Annotated in this window: 18 protein-coding genes; 17 read left to right on the top strand and 1 reads right to left on the bottom strand. The window is 31.9% G+C overall.

Annotated features, from left to right (window positions below):
* Window positions 1-169: 169 nt before the first annotated feature.
* Entirely contained in the window at window positions 170-2,041 is a 1,872-nt protein-coding gene (locus L1967_RS12865; RefSeq protein WP_249601965.1) for an ABC-F family ATP-binding cassette domain-containing protein, read from the bottom strand.
* Window positions 2,042-2,148: 107 nt separating this feature from the next.
* On the opposite strand from L1967_RS12865, the gene L1967_RS12860 reads away from it, so the two are divergent.
* The 17 genes from L1967_RS12860 (at window position 2,149) to L1967_RS12780 (ending at window position 19,771) form a co-directional block, all read left to right on the top strand.
* Window positions 2,149-2,940: a polysaccharide biosynthesis/export family protein gene (locus tag L1967_RS12860; protein ID WP_249601964.1), complete on the top strand. Its 792-nt coding sequence runs from the start codon at window positions 2,149-2,151 to the stop codon at window positions 2,938-2,940.
* Window positions 2,941-5,412, top strand: coding sequence for a polysaccharide biosynthesis tyrosine autokinase (locus tag L1967_RS12855; RefSeq protein WP_249601963.1), 2,472 nt, complete (start codon window positions 2,941-2,943; stop codon window positions 5,410-5,412). It begins immediately after the preceding gene.
* A 28-nt stretch (window positions 5,413-5,440) separates the two neighbouring features.
* Window positions 5,441-6,208 carry a class I SAM-dependent methyltransferase gene (locus tag L1967_RS12850; protein WP_249601962.1) on the top strand — a complete coding sequence of 256 codons (768 nt, stop codon included), beginning with the start codon at window positions 5,441-5,443 and terminating at the stop codon, window positions 6,206-6,208.
* A gap of 115 nt (window positions 6,209-6,323) precedes the next feature.
* Complete coding sequence (locus tag L1967_RS12845; RefSeq protein WP_249601961.1) at window positions 6,324-7,184, top strand: ABC transporter permease; 861 nt, start codon at window positions 6,324-6,326, stop codon at window positions 7,182-7,184.
* Window positions 7,184-8,455 (top strand): ABC transporter ATP-binding protein, encoded by a 1,272-nt coding sequence (locus tag L1967_RS12840; protein WP_249601960.1) that lies wholly within the window; start codon window positions 7,184-7,186, stop codon window positions 8,453-8,455. Before L1967_RS12845 ends, L1967_RS12840 begins: the two co-directional genes overlap by 1 nt.
* A 2-nt stretch (window positions 8,456-8,457) precedes the next feature.
* Window positions 8,458-9,186, top strand: a complete 729-nt coding sequence (locus tag L1967_RS12835; protein ID WP_249601959.1) for a sulfotransferase family protein — start codon at window positions 8,458-8,460, stop codon at window positions 9,184-9,186.
* A gap of 3 nt (window positions 9,187-9,189) precedes the next feature.
* A complete protein-coding gene (locus L1967_RS12830; protein WP_249601958.1) occupies window positions 9,190-10,206 on the top strand; it encodes a glycosyltransferase family protein in 1,017 nt (338 codons plus the stop codon).
* Window positions 10,207-10,232: 26 nt separating this feature from the next.
* Entirely contained in the window at window positions 10,233-11,111 is an 879-nt protein-coding gene (locus L1967_RS12825; RefSeq protein WP_249601957.1) for a glycosyltransferase family 2 protein, read from the top strand.
* Window positions 11,092-12,270, top strand: coding sequence for a glycosyltransferase family 4 protein (locus L1967_RS12820; protein WP_249601956.1), 1,179 nt, complete (start codon window positions 11,092-11,094; stop codon window positions 12,268-12,270). The genes L1967_RS12825 and L1967_RS12820 overlap by 20 nt, the downstream gene beginning before the upstream one ends.
* Before the next feature lie 5 nt (window positions 12,271-12,275).
* Window positions 12,276-13,298, top strand: coding sequence for a glycosyltransferase family 2 protein (locus L1967_RS12815; protein WP_249601955.1), 1,023 nt, complete (start codon window positions 12,276-12,278; stop codon window positions 13,296-13,298).
* A 100-nt stretch (window positions 13,299-13,398) separates the two neighbouring features.
* On the top strand, window positions 13,399-14,205 hold the full coding sequence (locus L1967_RS12810) for an IS5 family transposase (RefSeq protein ID WP_249601973.1): 807 nt from the start codon (window positions 13,399-13,401) through the stop codon (window positions 14,203-14,205).
* A 16-nt stretch (window positions 14,206-14,221) separates the two neighbouring features.
* Window positions 14,222-14,905: a sulfotransferase family 2 domain-containing protein gene (locus tag L1967_RS12805; protein ID WP_249601954.1), complete on the top strand. Its 684-nt coding sequence runs from the start codon at window positions 14,222-14,224 to the stop codon at window positions 14,903-14,905.
* Window positions 14,905-15,819 (top strand): glycosyltransferase, encoded by a 915-nt coding sequence (locus tag L1967_RS12800; protein ID WP_249601953.1) that lies wholly within the window; start codon window positions 14,905-14,907, stop codon window positions 15,817-15,819. Before L1967_RS12805 ends, L1967_RS12800 begins: the two co-directional genes overlap by 1 nt.
* Window positions 15,812-16,885, top strand: coding sequence for a glycosyltransferase family 2 protein (locus L1967_RS12795; protein ID WP_249601952.1), 1,074 nt, complete (start codon window positions 15,812-15,814; stop codon window positions 16,883-16,885). The genes L1967_RS12800 and L1967_RS12795 overlap by 8 nt, the downstream gene beginning before the upstream one ends.
* A complete protein-coding gene (locus tag L1967_RS12790; RefSeq protein WP_249601951.1) occupies window positions 16,878-18,014 on the top strand; it encodes a glycosyltransferase in 1,137 nt (378 codons plus the stop codon). The genes L1967_RS12795 and L1967_RS12790 overlap by 8 nt, the downstream gene beginning before the upstream one ends.
* On the top strand, window positions 18,007-18,969 hold the full coding sequence (locus tag L1967_RS12785; RefSeq protein WP_249601950.1) for a glycosyltransferase family 10 domain-containing protein: 963 nt from the start codon (window positions 18,007-18,009) through the stop codon (window positions 18,967-18,969). Before L1967_RS12790 ends, L1967_RS12785 begins: the two co-directional genes overlap by 8 nt.
* Window positions 18,959-19,771, top strand: coding sequence for a polysaccharide pyruvyl transferase family protein (locus L1967_RS12780; RefSeq protein WP_249601949.1), 813 nt, complete (start codon window positions 18,959-18,961; stop codon window positions 19,769-19,771). Before L1967_RS12785 ends, L1967_RS12780 begins: the two co-directional genes overlap by 11 nt.
* Window positions 19,772-19,777: the final 6 nt, after the last annotated feature.

Below are 19,777 nucleotides of genomic sequence, written 5' to 3'. Positions count from 1 at the left end.
CGACGAAAACAAGAATTTTATGTAAGCTTTTAGTTGGTGCAATGTTTAGTTAGTAGTTTACGGTTTCAATGATCAATAAGCAATGATCATTAATCAATTTTGATTTTTAGCGAACATCAACTCATTTTCAAATTAATTCAAAATACATCATTCAACATATTCCTATTATCTAGCTTTCCATTTTTTCCATAAGTTCGAACCAGCGCTCGGTTTTAGTTTCGATTTGTTGTTCGATATCTTTAAGTTCTAATGAAGTTTTATCGATTTCTTCTCCGCTCATTTCTTCAAGAAACTTTTGCTGAACTTGCTCTTTTTTATTTTCGAGTTTAGCGATTTCCTTTTCTAATTTTTGATATTCTTTTTGCTCGTTGTAACTCAGTTTTGTTCCTGTGCTGTTGTCCTTCCAGTCACTTTTAGTTGTTTTTTCTGCTGAAGACTCCTTTTTTTCTTCTGCTACAGCTGTATTGCCTTCATAAGCACGGTAATCTGAATAATTTCCGGGGAAATCTTCAATTTGTTGATTTCCGGGAAAAACAAATAAGTGGTCTACGATTTTATCCATAAAATAACGATCGTGAGATACCACAAGTAGGCATCCTGGGTAATCCAAAAGAAAACTCTCCAAAACGTTTAAAGTGACGATATCCAAATCGTTGGTAGGTTCATCTAAAATCAAAAAGTTAGGATTCTGAATTAAAACGGTACATAAGTACAGTCGTTTTTTCTCGCCCCCACTAAGTTTTTCTACAAAATCGTATTGTTTTTTACGGTCGAAAAGAAAACGCTCTAGTAATTGTTGCGCAGAAATTTGCTTGCCTTTTTTAAGGGGGATATAATCTCCAAATTCACGAATTACATCGATTACTTTTTGGCCTGGCTTCACCTCAATTCCATTTTGCGTGTAATAACCGAATTTAATGGTTTCTCCTACCACAACCTTGCCGGTATCAGGTTTTAGTTTCCCTGTAAGAATGTTTAGAAATGTCGATTTTCCGGTTCCGTTCTTGCCAATAATCCCGGCGCGTTCTCCTTTCTGAAAATTATAGTCGAAATTTTCGAAAAGCGTCTTATTCTCAAAACTTTTAGAAATATTATGGAGCTCAACCATTTTACTACCCAGGCGTTCCATATTAATTTCGAGCTGTACCTCGTGATCTTTACGTCGTTTAGAAGCTCTTGCTTTTATTTCATGAAAATCGTCGATTCTTGATTTGGATTTCGTGGTACGTGCCTTTGGCTGGCGACGCATCCAGTCCAATTCCTTCTTAAAAAGCTGTTTTGCCTTTTCGGTATTGGTGTTTTCCAGTTCGATTCTGGATTCTTTTTTATCTAAATAATAGGAGTAATTCCCTTTGTAGGTATAAAGCTGACCTTCATCTAGTTCTACGATTTCGTTACAAACACGCTCCAGGAAATAGCGGTCGTGCGTAACCATGAAAATAGTGAAATTTTCTTTTCTGAAAAACTCTTCCAGCCATTCGATCATATCCAGATCTAGATGGTTGGTAGGCTCGTCCATGATAATAAAATCAGGTTTTTGTAAAAGCATGGTTGCTAAGGCCAGTCGCTTTTTTTGCCCTCCGGAAAGGTTTTTTACTTCTTTTTGTAAGTCTTCCAGTTTTAGCTGAAATAAGATTTGTTTATACTGTGTTTCAAAATCCCAGGCCTGTGCCACTTCCATTTCCTCAAATGCTTTTTGATAAGCTTCAGTATCTGATGGGTTTTCCAACGCGGCTTCGTAGCGTTTTATAATTTCAAGTGTTTCATTTTCCGAAGAAAAGATGGTTTGCTCTACCGTTAAATTAGGGTTTAGGTCTGGTTCCTGCGGTAAAAACGCAGTCTTGATGTTTTTACGATACACCACGTTTCCCTTATCTGGCGTGTCAAATCCGGCCAGAATATTTAATAAGGAAGTTTTTCCGGTACCATTTTTGGCAACAAAGCCAACTTTTTGACCTTCGTTAATTCCGAAGGAGATATTAGTAAATAAAACGCGTTCGCCGTATGACTTGGCAATATTTTCAACAGAAAGGTAATTCACAATTGATCAGTTTATCCGCAAATAAAGTTAAATTATCGAGATTGATGTTAATTATTTTATTATTAATCAGCAAGAATTATATTTGTTAAAAATTTGCAAAATACCCTATGCCGAGATATTTAGTATTCTTAGTGCTTTCGCTTTTATTATTGTCGACCTCATGTATTTCTACAAAAAAATTATCGTATTTACAGGAAGAGAAAGCCAGTATTGATAGTATTGTTGAAGTTCATCGTTTAAATAAACCCTATCGTCTACAGGTTGGGGATCTTCTTAGTATACGCGTAAAAGCACTAGATCAGGATATTGTAGGGATGTTTAATCCTATAGATGAAGGGAATGTTAATGCTACTGGAGAAGAAAGAATGTACTATGATGGTTTCTCTGTAGACGAACATGGGAATATTAGGGTACCTACTTTAGGCGAAGTAAATGTAATGGGGTATACGGTTGAAGAGATTAGGGAGCAAATAGAAAAGCGACTTTTATCTGAATATTTTAAGCAGGAAGCGAATATTTTTGTTACCGTTAAATTGGCCGGGATACGCTATACCACTATAGGAGAGATTGGTGCCGGTAGTAATGTTTTGTACAAAGAGCGTGTTACCATTATGGAGGCTATTGCAAATGCAGGAGGAATAAATGATGTCGGGAACCGGGAAGATGTTAAGATTTTACGGCAATATCCGCATGGTGAAGAGGTACATCATATCGATCTTACAAATTTAGATGCCGTAAAAAGTGAGTATTATTATATTCAACCTAATGATTTGATTATTGTAGATCCATTACCACAAAAATCTTTAGGTGCCGGAACTACAGGAATAGAAAGTTTTAGAACCATAGGGACTGTAATTTCGTTAATATCAACATCCATATTACTGTTTACAAGATTTTAGATGGCGCATGAAGATGATCACATATCAGACGTAGGTTCCACTTTCGATTTTAAGGGCTTTGTTCTTAAAGTTATAAGTTACTGGAAGCTTATATTATTCTCTATTACGGTAAGTTTAGCGGTAGCCTACTACAATAATGTACGTAAATTGCCGGTTTATCGCTTAGAGAATTTAATTTCTATTAAAGACGATCAAAATCCGTTTTTTACCAGTAATACCAGTTTGACTTTTAACTGGGGAGGAACCTCTGATAAAGTAAATACGGCTATAACAATTTTAGGATCCAGAACGCATAATGAAGAAGTGGTAGAACGTTTAGGATTTTATATAGATTACAAAGAGGACGGTGAGTATCAAAGAGTAGATGCTTACGGAAGTACCCCTTTTGATGTTATTGCAGATACAAGTAAGTTTCAGGCAATAGGTGTAAACTATACCATTCAGGTTGTAGATGAAGAGCATTTTAATATTTCGGCTTCCATTCCAAATAATTTCACGGCTCAGTCTTATGGATCAAAGGAAAAAGAAGGCAGAAGTATTTCAGAATTTGAATTTAATAAGCAATTTCAGTTTGGCGAAAAAATTAATACCCCATTTCTGAATGCGATTATATGGCGTAATGACAATTCACTACAGCAGGGTAAAAAATTTTATATCAGTTTCTTAAATTTTGACTCTGCAGTTTCCAGATATAAGAATGTTTCTGTAAAACCAGAATCTAATGGAGCTTCCGTATTACAATTGGCTCAAACGGGTAATAATAAGGCAAGAATAGTTGATTATCTAAATGGTTCTGTAAAAGTGCTTAGCGATAATATGCTTGCCCGAAAGAACCTTTTTGCAACTAAAACTATAGCTTTTATCGATAGTAGTTTAAATGTAAAGTCCAGAGAATTAAGGTTGGTAGAAAATGAGTTGAATTCTTATAAAAACGATAATGAGATTTTAGATATTTCGGCTGAAAGTCGACAATTATCTTCGAAATTACTGGAATTAGACTCAAAAAAAGAAGAAATCGGACGACAGTTGTCGTATTACAGAACGCTGAAGACGTATTTGGAAACCCGGACTGATTATTCTAATATCCCGGCACCATCTGTAGCTGGTATAAGTGAAGGAAGCATTTCATCGGCCGTTGCCAGATTGATTACACTGGCTGAAGAACGTAGTAATTACCAGTATAGCTTAAAAGAAGGTGCCCCTATTTTTGCTGATATCGATCGTCAGATAAACAGTGTGAAGTCAGTGTTACTCGAAAATATAAATAGTTCACGTGGTCTTTTAGAACAAGAGATTATGGATGTAAATGGGCGTATTGTGAATGCAGAAAAGCAAATACGGGAATTGCCAAAAGAGGAACAGGATTTACTCAAAATTCAACGTAAATATAATATTAGCGAAAGCACCTATAATCTTTTTTTAGAAAAACGAAATGAAGCCGGACTGATAAAAGCAGCCAATGTAAGTGATGTTCTTATTATTGATAAAGCAAAAGATATTGGAGGAGGAAAGATAGGACCCAATACACAGCTAAATTATGTAATGGCCGTAATGGTAGGAGGTGTTATTCCTTTAACTTTTGTATTTTTATTAGTTTTCTTAAACACCAATATTCATAATGCGCAAGAGGTAGAACGATTATCTCCCATCCCTATTTTAGGTATGATTGGTAAAAGTAAAATGGATAGTAACCTAGCGGTTTTTGAAAGTCCGAAGTCATCCATTTCCGAAGGTTTTAGAGGCCTGCGTTCCAGTTTACAGTTTATGTATAAAAAGCAGGGTGTAGAAGGTGCAAAAACATTACTGATTACTTCTTCAGTATCAGGGGAAGGGAAAACATTTTGCGCGATGAATATGGCAACGGTATTTGCGATGAGTGAGCGGAAAACAATTCTGGTTGGGCTGGATTTACGGAAACCGAAAATCTTTGATGATTTTGGATTAAACAATGATTTTGGTGTAAGTAATTATTTAATTCAGGATGCTACTTCTAAAGAAATTATTCAGCAAAGTAAAATTCCGCATTTAGATGTTATTACTGCAGGACCTGTACCGCCTAATCCATCCGAATTATTAATGAATGACCAGATGGAAGTACTGATAAAGGAACTTCGAGAAACCTATGATTATATTATTTTAGATACGCCGCCTATAGGTTTAGTAGCCGATGCCCTAAATTTAGTGAAGTATACAGATGCTACCATCTATATGGTTAGACAGGATTATACGAAACGGGGAATGCTTGAATCGATTAACCAAAAATACGCCAAAGGAGAGATAAAAAATATCAGTTTTGTATTGAACCATTTTGTGCATAGGGCAAAGTATGGCTATGGTTATGGCTACGGTTATGGTTACGGCTATGGTTATGGTTACGGCTATAATCGTTATAATAATGGTTATGGAGAAGCCGCTTCAACAGTATCACAGCTAAAAAAATCCTGGAGGAAATTGATGCGGAAGTTTGAGTAAAATAAGCTATTAGTGGATATCTAATATTATGAAAGCGAGAACAAGAGAAGAAATAAACCAGACCGAAAGAGATTACTGGAACGAGGGCAAATTAGATCGTACTAAAATAAAAAAGCTTAGAAGGCATGCTTTTTTTTATTCTTATAAGCGAGAGAAAAAGATCATCAATAAATTACTTTTAGACTTTGATAATAAGGATGTCTTGGAAATTGGTTCTTATACCTGGGCGGCCTGGTTTGATAAATCTACCAAACCTAAAAGTTTAACTTGTATAAATATTTCTGAACAAGAATTAGAAAATGGCAAAAAGCATGCGATTTCGAGAGATTTTCCGGTAAACCATTATTTGATGGATGCCAATGATTTAACTTTTGAAGATGAATCTTTTGATATTGTTTTTGGGGGCGCAATACTTCATCATTTAGATATAGAAAAGTCAATCACCCATATTCACAGAGTATTAAAGCCTGGTGGGAAAATCATTTTTTTAGAACCTTTAAATATGAATTCTTTATACAAGATTTACAGGAAGTTGAATCCGCAAGAAAGGACGCCAGATGAACATGCTTTAGTATCGAAAGACTTTAAAATCGTAAAAGAGAAATTTACATTTAATCATTACTTTTTCGATTTCTTTAGCGTTATTTTTGGAGTTATTTCTTTAAAAGTTTATGGAGATAAAAATTATGATAATTGGATCAATAAATTAGCGTCTAACCTAGATATCTTTGTTTCTAAAATCCCATTATTATATCCTTTATTCGCCAGAGTAATTATATATGGAAATAAAAAATAATCTTTATAAAATTTAGATCTTTTTAACGTGAATAAGGGAATCTCCATTCAAGATACAAACAAGACTTTTTAATAAACCAAACAATAAACAGACTGTAAAGCCTCTAAAGAAATTCATGAATCATACAGAAGACAACTGGTTATATGAAATTAGTCCTAAACGGAAACTAATCGACCTGAATTTTAAAGAAATTTGGCGCTACAGGGATTTATTAGTTTTGTTTGTTAAGCGAGATATCACAACAGTTTATAAGCAAACGATCTTAGGTCCGCTTTGGTTCTTTATTCAACCTTTGTTTACCTCGGTAATTTATACACTGGTTTTTAATAATATTGCAAATATACCAACCGGTGAAGTCCCTAGTTTTTTATTTAATTTAACCGGAATAACTGCATGGAATTATTTTAACGAATGTTTCTCCAGTACTTCAAATACCTTTAATCAAAACGCCGCTTTATTTGGGAAGGTCTATTTTCCCAGGGTGATCATGCCCATGAGTAAAGTCATTGCAGGCTTGGTGAAATTTGGAATTCAGTTATTGATTTTAATCATTTTTTACGCTTATTTTCTGTGGCAAGGATTTAGTATATCCCCAAATACAAATATTTTATTATTTCCTGTATATGTGTTGTTAATGGCATTGATGGGCTTAGGTTTTGGAATGATCATTTCAGCAATGACCACAAAATATCGAGATTTAACAGTACTTATTGGTTTTGCGACTTCGTTGTTGGTTTATGTTTCTGCTGTACCCTACCCTGTAAGTCAGGTAGAAGAGAAGATGCCCAAATTGGCCTGGTTGGTAAAGATGAATCCGTTAACCCAAATTATTGAAGGCTTTCGATATATGATTTTAGATGAAGGCGTGTATACTAGCTTAGGACTTTTATATACTATCGCGGTGAGTATATTTATTTTTATACTGGGCTTGCTTATTTTTAATAAAACGGAAAAGAATTTTATAGATACGGTATAATGAGCGTGATATTAAAAGCTGAAAATATTTCGAAACAATACCGTTTAGGAACGGTTGGTACAGGTACGTTGAGTCACGACCTCAACAGATGGTGGCATCAAATACGGGGAAAAGAAGATCCGTATTTAAAAGTAGGTGCCGTGAACGATCGGTCAGCAAAAGCCAGCGAAGATTATGTTTGGGCGTTACGTGATATTAATTTTGAAGTAAAACCGGGGGAGGTTTTAGGTATTATTGGCAAAAATGGCGCCGGAAAATCTACTTTATTAAAGTTGTTGTCCAGAATAACCGCTCCAACCACGGGAAGTATAAAAACCAGAGGACGTATCGCTTCTTTATTGGAAGTGGGAACGGGTTTTCATCCGGAATTAACCGGAAGAGAAAATATATTCTTGAATGGTGCAATTTTAGGCATGACTAAAACCGAAATTAGATCTAAAATCGATGAAATTATAGCGTTTTCCGGTTGCGAAATGTATATCGATACGCCGGTAAAAAGATATAGTAGCGGGATGCGTGTGCGTTTGGGGTTTGCAGTCGCTGCACATTTAGAACCCGAAATTTTGGTTGTTGATGAGGTTTTAGCCGTTGGAGATGCCGAGTTTCAAAAAAAAGCGATTGGCAAAATGCAGGATCTCTCTACCGGTGAAGGAAGAACGGTGTTGTTTGTGAGTCATAATATGGGATCTATTAAACAGCTTTGTACTAAGTCCTTAGTTTTAGAAAATGGTTTTGCAAATTTTATTGGAGATGTAAATGAAGGTATAAATATTTATTTAGGGAAGAAAAATAAAAAAAAGGAAAAAAAGTTAGCTGATAGAAATGATAGAAAAGGAAAAAAATCTTTTAAGTTTACTCAAATTAGTTGTGTAGATAATAAAAAGCAACTGGTAAAGTCTTTACTTTCAGGAGAACAATATGTGTTTAATATAAATTATCAAAATAAAACTAAACTTTATGCTGTGGCTATTCGTCTGTTATTTGTTGATAATAAAGGAGTGGTAAGGTTTTTATGTAATAATAAATTTTCTTCTTCGGAAGTAACATTCGATCGAAAAGAATCAGGAGTAATAAAATGTGTTATTCCAAAATTTCCTTTACCAAATGGTAATTATTCTATCCATTTAACATGTTTTTCTTCTGAAGGTATTGAAGATGATATTGAAAATGTCTTTAATTTTGAAGTAATAGGAGGAGATTTTTTCAATACGGGTAAAGAGCAGGTTAGTAAAGATGGAGTATTAGTAAATAACGATTTTTTATTTGATTAACAATGTTTTTAAATAAAATTAAAAAACCTGAACCACATAATATAGCTTTCATATTTGGTTGTGCGAGAGGTGGAACCACATGGCTATGGTCTTTGTTAGAATCTCACGAACAAGTTAAGCCCTTCTTATTGCAAAAAAAATCAAATACTAATAATGTATATGAGACAAGCGAATCTGGGATATATTTTCGGAAACCAAAGCAAGCAGCTAAAGAAATTAAAAAATTTGCTAGGCGTTTTCCTAATAATCTGATAATAGAAAAAACACCTTTTCATACCTTAATCCACAAAAAAATTATTACAGATTTTCCTAAATCTTCTAATATAATTATTCTTAGACATCCGATTGCCATTGTAAATTCTATATTGATGTCAGAAATGAGAGTTTTTAAAAATTTTGATATTGATTCATCTATTAGTTTAGTAAAAGAATATTATAAAAATTTAATTGAATTATGTGATAATAAAAACACAGCCCATATTGTTCGATATGAAGATTTATTGTCCAACACTGAAAAAAATCTTAATAGTCTTTTTATAAAGTTTAATCTAGATTTATCAACAACAAATAAAATTATTGATGAAAATTTTAAAAAATCTAAAATTGGAATTAGTGGTGTTTTTAGGAAGGGAGAGGCAAAATCTTATCTAAACGAATTAGAAAATGATAGGATTATTTATCTTGAAAACAATTTAAATGAAGAAATTTTATTTTTTAATTCTTGGAATTAATATATGTCTGTTTTAAATATTTTAGTAGCAACAAGTCACTTAAATAGGTTAGGAGGGTCTGTAACATTTACTTATGCGTTAATTGAAGAACTAAAAGGAAGATCAAATATCGAAGTTGAGTATTTCACTTTTGAAAAAGGAATTGTATCTAATAAAATAGAAAATGAATTAGGCGTTAATTTTTTATCGAGAAATAAATATGATTTAATTTTAGCCAATCATAATACTATTGTAGAAAAATTATATGGACTTGGTTTTATAATTCAAACTTGTCACGGAATATTTCCGAGTTTAGAGCAACCTTCATTTTTAAGTGATGCTTATGTTGCAATTTCCCAAGAGGTTTTGGATCATATAGGTAAAATAGGTAAACCGGTGAAATTAATTTATAACGGCATAAATTTAAATAGGTTTCGAGAATTTAAACCTGTTTCGAAAAAGTTGAAAACTATTCTTAGCCTATGTCAATCGGATAAAGCAAATCTATTCATTAAAGAAGTATGTGAAGATCATGGCTTCAGATTTTTAGGATATAATAAAAATGAAAATCCCATCTGGGAAATTGAAAATATGATTAATGATTCAGATTTGGTGATTGGATTAGGACGTAGTGCTTATGAAGCAATGGCTTGTGGTCGACCAGTGATTATTTATGATAATAGGTCTTACTTTCCAGAGTTTGGAGATGGTTATGTATTAGAAAATTTGGGTTTAAGCTTAATAAATAATTGTTCAGGTAGATATTTTAAAAAAAAAATATCTAAAAAGGAATTGTATCTTGAGTTTAATAAGTATAATCCTAGTGATGGATACTTATTAAGGGAGTTTGCAGAGAAAGAATTAGATGTTTCTAAGAATGTTAGTAAATATTTAAATTTTTGGGAAGAAATTCTATTAACCGATAAGGAAAATAAAAAATATAGATTGAAATATTTAATAAAAAGAGTTTTAGGTGCAAGAATATCTTATAACATTTATAAGTTAAGGAATCTAGCACAAGTCAGACTGAAAAAATTTTAAAAGGTTAAAACTGCTTAATAAATAAGATGCTTGTCTCTATTATTATACCTGTCCATAAACTAACAAATTATTTACACGAATGTGTTCTAAGTGCCATTAATCAATCCTATCAATTTTTAGAAATTTTAATAGCTTGTAATGGTGAATTAAGCATACAGGAATGTAGAAATTTTTTAGGTATTAGAGATAAGAGAATTTATTATTTGAAAACAAAGCTAGGGCGTCATAATGCTAGAAATGAAGCATTAATAAAAAGTAGAGGAGATTTTATTCAGTTTTTAGATTATGACGATTATCTTTATCCTAATAAACTAGAACATCAAATTGAAATAGCAAAAAAATATAACCTAAGCCTGGTAATATCAAAGTGGAAGAAATTTAATAAAGATATAAGGGAATTTTATAGCTTTCCATATAAAATATTTTTTGATAATAAAGTTATTGATGGTGACGAGCTAATTAGGCGATTGGCAATCGAAGGAGGATATTTGTCAACTTCATCTTGGTTAGTTTCAAAACAATTGTTGAAAAATAAAAAGTGGATCGATTCGCCCAATGATGATGCCGTGTTTTTTTTTAGTTTTTTGGAGAAGAGAATATCTCTTTATATGGATAATAATTTATTATCTGCTTACAGAATTCATACATTTAATACAAGCTCGATTAAAACTAAAAAGGATTTGTTGCTGTTACTCAAAAGTTGGAATTTGATAGAATTCTATTTAAAGGATATGTCCTCAAATTATTTAAATTTATTTCTTTTTAAAGCATATTTAAACTTACTTCTATATTCAAGAGAAATAACCTATTTTAAATTTCCATTAATTTTTAAAAGATTGATTGTAAAGTGGATTTTATGTGAAAACAAGTTAGATTTAATGAAGTATGGAGTATCAAAAATCTAATAATAAAATTCTATTTATAGGTCCCTTTAATGATGTAGGGGGTAGGGAACTAGAAGTAAGTTTTATAGCTAATTGTTATCGTGAATATTTTGATATCAGAATTTTGTCTACGGGGATATTAACACAAAAATCTTCGGTATATAAATTTATTTCAGCAAACAAAATAGATTCAATTAATAACCTTCTTTATAAAGAACGGTTTTTTTTAAAGTTAGGTACTTATATATCCTATTTAAAAAATTTCGGAAAAAAGGATAAATTAAATTACATATCTTCTAAGTTTAATAAAAAAATATTAAACTTAGAATATCATAAAAAAAATGTAATTCAAAAAGAAATTGATAAAGCAGATATAATTTTTATCTGTGCACAGTTATCCTCAGAATTTTTATCTTATATAGTTAAAGAAGCAAGTAGATTAAATAAAAAAATTATTTTTCGCGCCACAGGCAAAATTGATATTTTACAAGCAAGTAAAAACGCGGAATTATTAAGATTGATTAATGTTTTTGTTTTTCATTCGGAATCGAATTCTTTTCCGATACGTGAAGTGATTGATGAGCCTATCATTCATATAATTGACCAATGTGCTATTCAAGAAAAATCTTTACTTGAAATACCTATTTCATACACAGTTTTAAAACCAATAAATTTTTTATGCATATCAAGGCTTTCAAAAGAAAAAAGGGTTGATTTAGTGATTAAAGCATTTTTAGAAATGCCTAATAAAGATTCTACCTTGTTTATCGCTGGTAGTGGGCCTAAATTAAACGAATTAAAAAAAATAGCTTCTAATAATTCTCGGGTTAGATTCTTAGGGCATATAGAAAATGATGAATTATTAGCGTATTTTAAAAAATGTAGCTTTGTAATTATTCCATATTCGAGTGAAGAAACTGGGCCATATACTGGAATAGAATCTATGGCGGCAGGGAGAGTTATAATATCTCCAAAAATAGGAGCAATGCCAGAGAGAATTACTGAAAATCAATTTTGGTTTAATAATGATAGTTTAAACAATGCAATTAATAAAGCTTTGTTTGCAACTAAAGATGAAATTTATGAAGCTGCGAATTATAATAGAGAGAGATATAAAGCTAGTTACAGAATGAAAATTGTAGAAAAGCAATACCTAGAGCTTTTAGACTGTTGTAATTAATTATTATGAGAGAAGGATACAATCCTAATAAAGATAGCGTTGTCTCTGATATAAGGTTTATGCATCAGATCATAATTCCGGTTTATATTCCCCATCTAAAAGAGTATTTCAAAGACGCCTTTACGATCTTTAAAAAGTGTCTTCAATCGATTTTTGAAACAGTAGATCTGGAACAGACCTATATTTCTATTGTAAATAACGGCAGTTGTAATGAGGTAGAAAAATACCTTTCAATTTTAAAAGAAGAGAATAAGATTCAGGAGCTTATCAATACCTCCAATATTGGTAAATTAAATGCGATATATAAAGGCTTAGTAGGTCATGATTTTGATTTAGTTACTATATCTGATGCTGATACTATGTTTTTGTCAGGTTGGCAGCATGAAACGATTAAGGTTTTCAATACGTTTCCAAAAGCGGGAATGGTGGGGATTGTTCCCCAATTTAATATGTATTCCAATTATTGTACAAATGTAATATTCGATAATTTCTTTAATAAAGAAATGCGGTTTGTAAAGGTGGCTGAACCTAAAGTGATGCAACAATTCTATCAAAGTATTGGTTGGAATATGAAAGAAGATCATTATTACTTGCAATATATTCTAGGGATAGAAAAGAACGATGTGAAAGCCTGTATTGGTTCAAGTCATTTTGTAGCAACATATAGAAAAGAAGTTTTAAGCGAAATAAAAAAATATATACCGGCAAAAATGGGAAGCAATAGTGAACGTTTATTAGATGTAGCTGCACAAAATAAGGGTTTATGGAAACTTACAACCTTTAAAAATTATGCCTACCATATGGGAAATGTTTATGAGGATTGGATGGATGAGGTGAAATTTCACCAAACCAAAAAGAAATTAGAGTATAATAAATTTCAATTAAATCAACCTTCAAAATTAGCTTTCCTGATAAAAAATAAGTTTTTTAAAAATGTTATGCGTATTAAATTTATTAATGATTTCTATTTCAAATTCAAGGGTTTACCTAAAGATGTTCTATCTCAGTATGGTAAAATTTATTATTGAATTCATCTTGACTTATCTTTTAGAAAAAAAAAAGGGTTGTAGATATTTGTGTTGCGAAACATAAACATACAACCCCGTGTACAAAGTACTAGACAAAGATATGATAGAATTAGAAATAGTTCCCTATTTACCGGTAACAAAAAGGGGTTTCAAACCCAGGGTACCTCTATATGAAATCATTAATGCAATTTTATATAAGCTAAAGACAGGGGTGCAATGGGAATATTTACCGGTCGAAAGTTTGTTCTGTAATGAAAAACTGCACTATAAAACTGTTTTTGGCCATTATCGAAAGTGGTGCCTTCAAGATGTTTGGAAATCCTGTTGGATACAAACCTTAAAAAATAACAAGTCAAATATTGACCTATCGAGCGGCGATCTGGATGGTAGCCATACCACGGCATTAAAAGGTGGCCAGCAGGTAGGTTACCAAGGCAGGAAAAAGCGAAAAACCACCAATGCACTATATTTAACGGACATGCAAGGGCTGCCGTTAGCCATGTCCGAACCGGTATCGGGAAACCACAATGATTTGTTTGACATAGAGGTCAGCTTTGAAGAAGTGTTGGGTACATTGGAGCAGGCCGAAATTAGTGTGGATGGACTTTTCATCAATGCAGATGCGGGTTTTGACAGTCAAAAATTAAGGGATAAATGTGAGAACAAGGGAATAATAGCCAATATTTGCCCGAACAGGCGTAATGGTAATGCAGATGCCGACCATTACTTTGATGAAAAATTATATAAAGAGCGCTATTCAGTTGAACGTACCAACGCTTGGATGGATGGTTTTCGTTCTCTTTTAAACCGTTTTGATACAACAATAACAAGCTGGAAGGGATTTAACTTTCTCGCATTTATAGTCATCGGACTAAAGAAATTTTATAAACTTAAAATGTCAAGATGAATTCATTAAGTAAATTATGATTTCCCATAAACATAAATGTATTTTTATTCATATACCAAAATGTGCAGGTATTAGTATTACTAAATTTTTATTAGAAGACGAATCTATAGCTTGGAATAAGCCAAATTACAAGGTTTTGTATGGTTGGTGTCCCAAGCGTAAAACATTTTTACAGCACGCTTCGGCTAAATTTTTGGTTGAAGAGGGGTTGATTACAGAAAACCAGTGGGCAGATTATTATAAGTTTACATTTGTTCGAAATCCTTGGGATCGTGTTATTTCTGATTATTTCTGGCTAAAAAATGATCAAGGAATAAAAGGAAGTTTAAAAAAATATCTAACTCAAAAAGGTGAATTTCAAGATACGTTAACTCAAAAAGGAACTTTAAAGTTTAGGGGGGATCATCTATATCCTCAAACTTCATTTTTTGATGTAAAGGGAGATTACCAATTAAATCATGTAGGACGCTTTGAATCAATAGACAGTGATTTTAAATTTGTATTGAACCAATTGCAAATTGAAGACGATTTTGCATTGCACCTCAATAAGCGCAATAAAAAAAGAAAACATTATTCTAGATTTTTTACGGAATCCAATAAAAAACGCGTAGAGGAAGTATTTAAACAAGATATAAAGTTACTTCATTACTCTTTTGAAGATGAAAGGAAAGGCGTATCAAAACTCTATAAATATTTTTAATGACATCAGAAATTACTGTTAGTGTTTTTATGCTCACCTTTAATCAGGAAGATTTGGTGACACAAGCCATTGAAGGTGTTTTAAAGCAAAAAACGAATTTTAAATTTCAATTGGTAATAGGAGATGATGCGAGTACAGACGATACTATAAAAATTTGCAAAGCATATCAGGAAAAATTTGGTGATGTAATTAAATTGATAACTCGTGATAAAAATATCGGATTGATTGCTAATTTTATTGAAACAGCTAAGTATTTAACCGGAAAATATGTAGCGATTTGCGATGGAGATGATTATTGGATCGACTATTCTAAATTGCAAAAGCAAGTAGATTTTTTAGATAGTAATGATGATTACTCAATTATATTTGGAAAATGCTATCGATTAGATTCTAAAGGAAAATTCAATACAAAAACAAACAATTTCGATAAAACTACTTTTGATTTTTCGGATTTGGTAATGACGAATTTTATACCCTCGGTAACCGTTTTATTTAGAAATTCAGCTAAGCTAAGAAGCTTACCTGGTTGGTTTTCAAATCTCCCTTATGGTGATTGGCCTGTATATCTCTACACACTTACTAAAAATAGTAAAATTTTTTTCTTAGATGAATACTTAGCGGTTTATAGAGTGGAAACTGGAGAATCTTTTAAATTAAGGAAAAAGCTAAGTAATATATTTAAAACCGACATTTACATTTTAGAGAATTTAAGTAGAGGTAAGGATTTTGAAAAATCTAATGACTATTTTAAAAAAGCCATAGTTAAAAAGAAAAAATCTTTAATCTTGGCTTATAATAGAGAAAGAAACTACATCAAAGGCTGCCAAGAATTTTTCAGATTATTATTTGTAAATGCAGAGGTTAAATTTTCAAAATTATATTTTTATTCTTTAATCAAGACCTTTAATGCTTAGCCTTGTTCTTACATATCGTGATCGCGAACTGGAAATCGTAAAACGCTGTTTGACTTCTTTAAAAGATCAGAGCGATCAAGATTTTAAAGTGTTTCTGGTAAATTACGGAAGTTCAAATACGTTTACATCACAGATAGAACAGCTGGTAAAATTATTTGATTTTGTAGATTATATTTATGTAACTACCTATGGACAACTTTGGAACAAAAGCAGGGCGATAAATATTGCTTTGAAAAAATGTGATTCTTCGCTTTTATGTGTAGCCGATATCGATTTATTATTTCATCCAGATTTTGTTGAAAAATCGAAAGTACTCCATAAAGAAAAAGTAATTACTTATTTTAAAACAGGATTTTTAGATCGAGAAGCTACCCAAAAAAAACTAACTTTTGAAAAAGCCCCGATTTCTTTTAGCAGTAATAAAGAAGTTACCGGTATTGCTTTATACCAAACCGAAGTATTGAAAGAAATAAACGGTTACGATGAGTTTTATCACGGTTGGGGAGCAGAAGATACCGATGTTCATTTACGTTTAAAAAATGCGGGATATTCGGTGCATTTTTATGATCAGGAAATTTTAGTAAAACATCAGTGGCACCCAAAACAGTACCGAAGCAAAAAAAGTAATTTTCCTTTTCACACCAATCTTGAAAAAATAAATCATCGGTATATGATTTTACAAGATCAGCATAAAATTACCAAAGCTAATTGCATATTTGAATGGGGTAAAATGCCTGGTATAACAAAATTGAAGGATTTACCTAAACCGATACACAAGTACGAAATTAGTTCTGAATGCTTTCAATTTGATGCTTTTATTATTGGTATCTTCCCTTGCCTAAAAGAAGCTTCTGAAATTAAAATTACAATCAATACTCATTCAAAATCAATAAAAAATCAGATTAAAAGATTAGCCGGGAAAAAACATATACAAACGTATTCTCTGCAATATCTTAATGATAAGCTTTTAGAGGCTATCATACAACATCATCGTTTAGCAGTTTATCGTTATAATATCGATTGGGAAAATGAAGAGATAATATTGAAAATAGTACCCGATGCCTAACAAAAAAAAAATACTGATGGTGGCGATGCCCAGTTTGCATTTTTTTAGATGGGTCGATCAGCTAAAAGATAGCGATTTTGACGTGTATTGGTTTGATATTACCGGAGCCGGAAATAATATAAAACGAATTAGCTGGGTACATCAAATCACCAATTGGAAAATGCGATGGGATTTTCCGGGGCGTATTTTTATAAAATCAAAATTCCCCGAATTATATCAAGTTATTTCAAGATGTAATGAACGTAATCTTTCTAAGGAATTTGAAAAAACAGTTACAGAGATTCAGCCGGATTTAGTACATAGTTTTGCACTTTATGTGTCTTGTACGCCAATTTTGTCGGTTATGGAAAACTATAAAAGTTTAAAATGGATCTATAGTTCCTGGGGTAGCGATTTATTTTATTTTCAAAATAATCCAGATTATTTAGCAGATATAAAAACAGTATTGGCGCGGGTAAACTTTCTTATCACCGATTGCAACCGAGATTTTACCATTGCTAAAAATTACGGGTTTAACGGAGAGTTTTTGGGCGTTTTTCCCGGTGGCGGTGGATTTGATTTAGAACAGTTAAATAGCTATAAAAAATCAAAAGAAGAAAGAAATATTATTTTGATTAAAGGTTATCAGGGGAGGTCAGGAAGAGCAATCCCGGTTTTAAAAGCTATTTTAAAATTGAAAGGAGAACTTCAATCGTATCAAATTGTCGTTTTTGGAGCCGATCCGGAGGTTTTTCAATGGGTAAACCAAACAGACTTAATAAATCGGGATAACTTTAAAATTGTTGGGAAGATAACTCATAATGAAGTTTTAAAGCTAATGGGTAAATCCAAAATCTATATTGGGAATAGTAATTCTGACGGAATGCCGAATACATTATTAGAAGCGATTTGTATGGATGTTTTTCCTATCCAGTCCAATCCGGGCGGAGTTACAGAGGAAATTATAGTTCATAGAGAAAATGGTTTGCTTATTTCCGATTGTGGGGATGTTGAAGAAATAGCAATTTTGATTTCTAAATCATTAGATTCAACTATTACAAAAAATAATACAGAGATTAAAGATGCATTATCTTATTGTAACATAAGGAAGCTATGTATCCAGAATTATATAAATGTAATGAATGATTAAAATTTTTAAAGCATCTAAAATGGCGTATACTCCTTTCGATAATTTTGAGGAAGGAGATTTTAATATTTTTAAACAGTATAATATAAAGTTTGTAGAAAATGTTCAAGATGCGGATATTATTGTAAGCGATACAATTAGACACTTAAAAAAATATTTTTTTCGTGGTTTATCTGGAATGAAATTTTTACTGTGGACTAATGAGCCTAGGTTTGATTTATCATTTACAGAGGTAACTAGACATTATGGATTTATAAAAGTCCATCATATGAATATTTACACAAAGGACGTTTTCCTGCAAAATTTATCATTTCATGCTAAAATGATGAACAGATCATTGAACTATTTAGGAAATGAATTTAGATTCAAAAGTAAAAAGACAGTTGCTTTAATGTCTTATTATAACGGTATAAATGCTCCGAAATTAATTTTCAATAGAAAGAATATTGATTTAATAGGTTTACGGTCAGAAATTGCGCTTGTCGGAGATAAACAGGGGGTTTTAGATGTCTATGGAAAAGGCTGGCCTAATAATATTGCTATTGAAGACTCACGAACAGGTGATTGGCCCACTAGAAAAAAAGAAATATTAAGCAACTATAATTTTAATCTCTGTTTTGAAAATACAGCTTACCCAAATTATATGACAGAAAAAATATGGAATAGTATTGAAAATTATTGTTTGCCTATATATTATTCTGAAAACACTAATGCTTACGAACTGTTTCCTAAGCAAAGTTTCATAGATTATGCTGATTTCAAGGATGCCGAAGAACTTTTTAGTTTTATAAATGCTCTTTCAAAAGATGAGTATAGGTTAAGACTCAACAAGTGTATCAAAGTCTATAATAGCATATTTGAAAGGGGACAAAAATATGCAAAAATCCTTAGACAAGAAGTTTTGGAAATGGTAGTTAAAAGGTTGAAATCAATCAAAGAAAATAAAAATGTCAAATAAAGTCCGACTTTTCTGGTGGAACGAGCGTAAGATCCAGAAAAAAGATAAAGAAAATTATGGCGATTTATTGGGTAAATATCTGGTAGAAATAATATCCGGAAAGCAGGTTGAATTTGCCTGGCCAAAAAAGCCTAGTTATAAAGATTTATTTTCACCAATTTACGTGACTGTTGGTAGTATTTTAGCGCATGTAAATAAAAAGTGTATTGTTTGGGGTAGTGGTATTATTAATAAAACACAACCTGTAAAAAAAGCTAAATTTTTAGCAGTGCGTGGACCTCAAACCAGAAAGTTTTTAATAGATAAAGGCTATAAGGTTCCGGCGATTTATGGAGATCCGGCTTTATTATTGCCTAATTATTATAATCCTTCCATCACTAAGAAATATAAGATTGGTCTTATTCCGCACTATAACGATTATGAGACAGCGAAGAAATTAATATCGGGTTTAGATGAAGTTTTTCTCATCGATTTTATGACCAATGATGTTGAAAAAACTACCCGAGAAATTTTAGCCTGTGAGCGTGTAGTATCTTCCTCGCTACATGGGATAATCGTGAGTCATGCTTATGGTATACCGGCTGTATGGCAAAAGTTTTCAGATAAAGTATTTGGAGATGATATTAAATATCAGGATTATATGGAATCGGTTCAACTTCCATTTTATCAACCTAAAATTAGACAAAAACCATATACGTTTTCAGAATTAGAAAGTTTATTTGAAACTTATCCAAACTTACCAGATTTTGAAGTACTGGAAGCCCTAAAAAAAGGCTTATTAGAATCCTGTCCATTTAGGTAATAAATC

Origin of the sequence: Zunongwangia pacifica, from assembly GCF_023499215.1 — a bacterium.
Lineage (GTDB): Bacteria > Bacteroidota > Bacteroidia > Flavobacteriales > Flavobacteriaceae > Zunongwangia > Zunongwangia pacifica.
This window is presented reverse-complemented; position numbering and strand designations above follow the sequence as displayed.

What these genes read in the sequence shown, in the direction of transcription:
- L1967_RS12860 (WP_249601964.1), top strand. Translation starts at nt 2,149, where the DNA reads ATGCCGAGATATTTAGTATTCTTAGTGCTTTCGCTTTTATTATTGTCG.
- L1967_RS12855 (WP_249601963.1), top strand. Translation starts at nt 2,941, where the DNA reads ATGGCGCATGAAGATGATCACATATCAGACGTAGGTTCCACTTTCGAT.
- L1967_RS12850 (WP_249601962.1), top strand. Translation starts at nt 5,441, where the DNA reads ATGAAAGCGAGAACAAGAGAAGAAATAAACCAGACCGAAAGAGATTAC.
- L1967_RS12845 (WP_249601961.1), top strand. Translation starts at nt 6,324, where the DNA reads ATGAATCATACAGAAGACAACTGGTTATATGAAATTAGTCCTAAACGG.
- L1967_RS12840 (WP_249601960.1), top strand. Translation starts at nt 7,184, where the DNA reads ATGAGCGTGATATTAAAAGCTGAAAATATTTCGAAACAATACCGTTTA.
- L1967_RS12835 (WP_249601959.1), top strand. Translation starts at nt 8,458, where the DNA reads ATGTTTTTAAATAAAATTAAAAAACCTGAACCACATAATATAGCTTTC.
- L1967_RS12830 (WP_249601958.1), top strand. Translation starts at nt 9,190, where the DNA reads ATGTCTGTTTTAAATATTTTAGTAGCAACAAGTCACTTAAATAGGTTA.
- L1967_RS12825 (WP_249601957.1), top strand. Translation starts at nt 10,233, where the DNA reads ATGCTTGTCTCTATTATTATACCTGTCCATAAACTAACAAATTATTTA.
- L1967_RS12820 (WP_249601956.1), top strand. Translation starts at nt 11,092, where the DNA reads ATGGAGTATCAAAAATCTAATAATAAAATTCTATTTATAGGTCCCTTT.
- L1967_RS12815 (WP_249601955.1), top strand. Translation starts at nt 12,276, where the DNA reads ATGAGAGAAGGATACAATCCTAATAAAGATAGCGTTGTCTCTGATATA.
- L1967_RS12810 (WP_249601973.1), top strand. Translation starts at nt 13,399, where the DNA reads ATGATAGAATTAGAAATAGTTCCCTATTTACCGGTAACAAAAAGGGGT.
- L1967_RS12805 (WP_249601954.1), top strand. Translation starts at nt 14,222, where the DNA reads ATGATTTCCCATAAACATAAATGTATTTTTATTCATATACCAAAATGT.
- L1967_RS12800 (WP_249601953.1), top strand. Translation starts at nt 14,905, where the DNA reads ATGACATCAGAAATTACTGTTAGTGTTTTTATGCTCACCTTTAATCAG.
- L1967_RS12795 (WP_249601952.1), top strand. Translation starts at nt 15,812, where the DNA reads ATGCTTAGCCTTGTTCTTACATATCGTGATCGCGAACTGGAAATCGTA.
- L1967_RS12790 (WP_249601951.1), top strand. Translation starts at nt 16,878, where the DNA reads ATGCCTAACAAAAAAAAAATACTGATGGTGGCGATGCCCAGTTTGCAT.
- L1967_RS12785 (WP_249601950.1), top strand. Translation starts at nt 18,007, where the DNA reads ATGATTAAAATTTTTAAAGCATCTAAAATGGCGTATACTCCTTTCGAT.
- L1967_RS12780 (WP_249601949.1), top strand. Translation starts at nt 18,959, where the DNA reads ATGTCAAATAAAGTCCGACTTTTCTGGTGGAACGAGCGTAAGATCCAG.